This is a genomic window from bacterium (genome assembly GCA_040757115.1).
Classification (GTDB): Bacteria; UBA9089; CG2-30-40-21; order CG2-30-40-21; family SBAY01; genus JBFLXS01.
In genome coordinates this window covers 1-4,418 of the sequence record JBFLYA010000286.1, presented here as the reverse complement: position 1 = coordinate 4,418, position 4,418 = coordinate 1, and the positions used below count along the sequence as shown (strand labels likewise).

4 protein-coding genes are annotated in these 4,418 nt (G+C 37.1%); 1 reads left to right on the top strand and 3 read right to left on the bottom strand.

Going from position 1 to position 4,418, the window contains the following annotated elements:
* Positions 1–160 precede the first annotated feature (160 nt).
* A complete protein-coding gene (locus tag AB1422_17145; GenBank protein ID MEW6621030.1) occupies positions 161–763 on the top strand; it encodes a PHP domain-containing protein in 603 nt (200 codons plus the stop codon).
* 6 nt (positions 764–769) lie between these two features.
* Here AB1422_17145 and rimI read toward each other — a convergent pair whose 3' ends face one another.
* The 3 genes from rimI to AB1422_17130 all read right to left on the bottom strand — a co-directional run bounded on the left by rimI (position 770) and on the right by AB1422_17130 (position 4,017).
* Positions 770–1,306: a ribosomal protein S18-alanine N-acetyltransferase gene (gene rimI / locus AB1422_17140; protein MEW6621029.1), complete on the bottom strand. Its 537-nt coding sequence runs from the start codon at positions 1,304–1,306 to the stop codon at positions 770–772.
* Between the two features lie 433 nt (positions 1,307–1,739).
* Positions 1,740–3,035, bottom strand: a complete 1,296-nt coding sequence (locus AB1422_17135; GenBank protein MEW6621028.1) for an MFS transporter — start codon at positions 3,033–3,035, stop codon at positions 1,740–1,742.
* Positions 3,036–3,045: 10 nt separating this feature from the next.
* Positions 3,046–4,017, bottom strand: coding sequence for a radical SAM protein (locus tag AB1422_17130; protein ID MEW6621027.1), 972 nt, complete (start codon positions 4,015–4,017; stop codon positions 3,046–3,048).
* Positions 4,018–4,418 lie beyond the last annotated feature (401 nt).

Sequence of the window (4,418 nt, the reverse complement as noted above, 5' to 3'; positions counted from 1 at the left end):
TAATTTTACATTTTGATATGTAATTTTTATATTTGCTTTTTGCATTTTGCTCTTTGGAGGAAATCCCTTTTGGACACCAAATCTGCATAGATTTCACTATTAGAGTTATTTTCAGACACCACCCAGAATCTCTTGTGAGGATTGGAGAATAGTTACAAAAATGATTATTGATTTGCATATACATACCTTGATTGGTTCGCATTGCAGTGTGATTGATATTAATGAACTTATTAATTACGCTAAAAGGATAAAATTAGATGGTATCTGCATCACCGACCATGATAGTATTGATGGAATATGGCAATCCAAAAAAATAGGAGAGGAACAAGGAATTAAGGTTTTTGGGGGCATAGAGGTTTCGACAAAAGAAGGGCATGTTCTCGTCTTTTCCAAAAACATAGATGAAATAAAGAGAGATATTTATGTAGTCGATTTAATTTCTATGGTGCACGAAAAAGGGGGTGTCGTCATCCCGGTACATCCTTTTAGAAGAGGGGTACCCTGCCTGGCTAATAAGATATATGAGATTTCAGGTTTTGATGCTATAGAAATATTAAATGGTAATTGTACACAAGAGATGAACATAATTGCCTGGTTAGCCAGTATTAAATTAGGACTCGCCAGTGTAGGTGGAAGTGACGCCCATACCTTAACTCAGGTGGGAAAATATGCAACGATGTTTGAGGCTAATATTAAAAGTGAAGAGGAATTGATTAATGCGATAAAATCAGGTAATTATCAAGCAGTAAAATGGTCAGTGTAGCCAGTTTCAGGCGTTTAATTCCAAACTCCATAATTCATTTTGCCACATAATCACAGCATCTTCTTTGGTATCTGCATAATACTCTTTGCGTAAAGCAACGGCAATGAATCCAAATTTAGCATAAAATTCAAGAGCCGCTGTGTTAGATGCTCGGACTTCTAATGTTGCTCTTTTAGCCCCTAATTGTCGAGCTAAATTAAGCAGATATTTCATTATTTGTGTTCCGATACCCTGCCTTCGGAAATCAGGATGGATGGCTATATTCACCAGATGCGCCTCATCTACTACCAGCCAGAATCCGCCATAGCCAATTATTCTCTGGTCAAGTTTAGCCACTATAAAGTAAGAGTCATCTCTTTCCCTGACTTCCGACAGATACAATCTTTGGCTCCAGGGGTTAAGGAATGATAGATTTTCTATCTCTAACACTTGATTGATGTCTTCTTCTTTCATTGGTGAAATAGTTATAGGAATCATAATAGTATTGCTACCATTAATATCGACAAATTCATTCCATCTCTTTAATTTTTTAACCTGTTCCACAAGTTTTACTGGACAAATATGGTCATACTGGAGAGCGGAGTCCATTGCAAAATTCCAAATCACAAATTCCAAATTACAAATAAATTCCAATGACCAAAACACGAAAAAGATATAAAAAATTCCGTGTTCCCAAACTTCCGTGCTTGTGTGATAAAAAAATCTCTCTGGTGAACGATTACCTGAGCACAGACCAAAAGGGGTCTTTACCAATCTCTAATCTCCAATCCCTAATCCTCCGGTGGAACAGTTAATTCTGTAGATATTTGTATTCCTGATGCTATACTCAAAGAAAACAGGTTTGCAAAAACTTTCTTGAAAGGATTCAAGGGGGCAAGGAATCCAGGGGGTCGAGTGAACACCTTATTTTTTACCTCCCTTGAATCCTTGACTCCTCGAATCCTTGCTCCCTTTTTAGAGCAAAATATTTGCAAACTCAATTTATTTGGGTATACTCTGGGATAATACCCATTCGAACATATATTGGTTGAACCATTTCCTTCATCAGAGGAAGTTTTCTGGCAAAGAAGAATGCTCCTAAAATACAAGAGACTCCACTTATCAATAGTGTATTGGAAGCACCTATTTTACTGCCTAATCCACCGGCTAATAAACTGCCAAAAGGTAACATCCCCATAAAGGCTATGGTATAAACAGCCATAACGCGTCCCCGCTTATCATCATCAACAATAGTCTGAATAATGGTGTTAGCCGATGCCATTTGCAACATCATTCCAAAACCAGATACTAACATTAATATCAGCGATAACCATAGAACTTTGGATTGTGAAAAGGCAATAATTCCAAGACCAAAGATGGTAGTTGATAGGGGAATAATCTTCTTTAGCCCAAGAACACTTTTTCGAGAGGCAAGATAAATACCACCTAACAAAGCACCTATCCCTGAAGCCGCCATCAGAAAACCCAGTGTTTGAGGTCCTCCTTGAAGAATATCTTTGGCAAAAATAGGCATCAGCACTACATAAGACATCCCAATTAAACTCATTAATCCAAGGAGTAAAATAATGCACTTGATAGGTGCAAATCCAAAGACATAATTAAACCCTTCTTTCATTTCTTGTCCAATATGTGAGGTTTCTATTTTCGTCTCTTTGGGTTTAATCTTTAACATGAAGAGTGAAGCAATTACCCCGAGATAAGTTATAGCGTTAATAAAAAAGCATATCCCTTCACCACTATAAACAATGAGCACACCAGCTATAGATGGTCCTACCAATCGGGCGAGATTAAACATTGAAGAATTTAAGGCAATGGCATTCCCTAAATCCTCTTTTTTTTCAACTAATTCAACTGTAAACGCCTGTCGGGCGGGCATATCAAAGGCATTGACCAAACCAATAAATATACATAAGCCTATTATCTGCCAAATCTGGATATTTCCTGTTAGAACAAGAAACGCCAGCATTAAAGCCTGAATCATAGACAGGATTTGAGTTACTATCAAGATGTGATGGCGGCTATATCTGTCAACCAATACCCCAGCGATAAAACCAAAAAGCAAGGTAGGAATTTGACCGGCAAAACCCACTAATCCCAATAACAAGGCTGAATTAGTTAGGCGATAGACCAACCAACTCATCGCTATTCCCTGCATCCAGATGCCAATCAGGGAGATACTTTGACCGGCGAAAAAAAGACTGTAATTTCTATAACGAAATGCTCGAAAAAGCAACTTTAATCCATTTTCCTGGCTAAAAGAATTATTACTCATACCTACCCATTCAAAAAAGATTGTAATTACAACCACATACCTGCCGATGATAAGCATCATTTAAAAGATTTTCTGCGACCAGATAGCTTTTCTTCCTGAAATCCTGTGGGATAAACCGCTTTATTCTATAAGCTATTTTGTATTTCTCGCATAAGGCAAATATCTTTTTATGAAGGTTTATAATATAGTCTTTTGTTGGTTCATAGTCACCATCATAAAAATCTGGGTTGTATTTAAAATTGTAGAGTTCTTCGTATCTTTCAATAAGTTCGGGGTATCGCTCTTTGAGGTGTTTCAAAAACCATTTTGCTTGCAAATCACGCATAGTCATTCCACCAGCAATAAGGATATAATCTGCCCCCACCTCTTTACTCTTTTTTACCATTTCCTCTAAAATTTCATCCGAATCGCAAAGATAGGGAACCACAGGAATAAATAAAACGCCAGCCTGGATATTTTCTGTTTTTTCTTTTATTGTTTTTATCATGGCAAATCTTATTTGAGGCAGAGGGGCTCTTTTTTCAAGAAATCTTGCTATCTCAGAATTTGTTGTGGTAATCGTGATAGAGATAGTGCACCAGGTGGTCTGTTTGCCAATTTCCTCTAACAAATCTAAATCTCGCAAAACTAATCTTGATTTCGTGATGATATGAACAGGATACTTATGTTTCTTTAAAACCTCTAAACATTGCCTTGTATTCTTGAATTTTGCCTCTATTGGTTGATAGGGGTCGCTTGTGCCTGATAGTGCGACCACATCAGGCAATAAGGTTCTTGCATTAGTCAACCTTTTATCAAGCATTAGAGCGGCATCTTTTTTGACAACAATATCATTCTCAAAATCTGTTGGCAGATGATATTTTTCACTTCTGGCATCACAATAAACACAGCCAAACTGACAACCATTATATGAATTAATAGTGTATCTATCCCAGAACCAGCTATCTATGTATTTATTTTTATTTAAGATGGACTTAAACACTTTCACCTGAAAGTAGGAAGTAGAGAGTAGAGAGTAGAGAGTAGAGAGTAGAAAGTAAAGAAAACATCACTCCTTACGCCTATCTCCTTACCTCCCACCTTCTATCTCCTACCTACTATTTTCCCCTGAAAATAGCGAATTAGTGAATTAGAGATTAGCGAATTAGTATAGTATCCACAGACTCGTATCCTCTGGTGTAGAAGAGATATTCCCCCTTAATAAAGGGGGTTAGGGGGTTGTTCTTCCATTATTTTCATCCCCCTTTGTGAGCCGCAGACTCATGACCCTTTCTCCTGAAAATGTAAATTAGGACGCAGATTTTCGCAGATGAACAGGATAAAATTAATTTTTTATATTGTATTTCTATAGTTATTCCCTTAGTGTTTCTTGATGTTTTTATA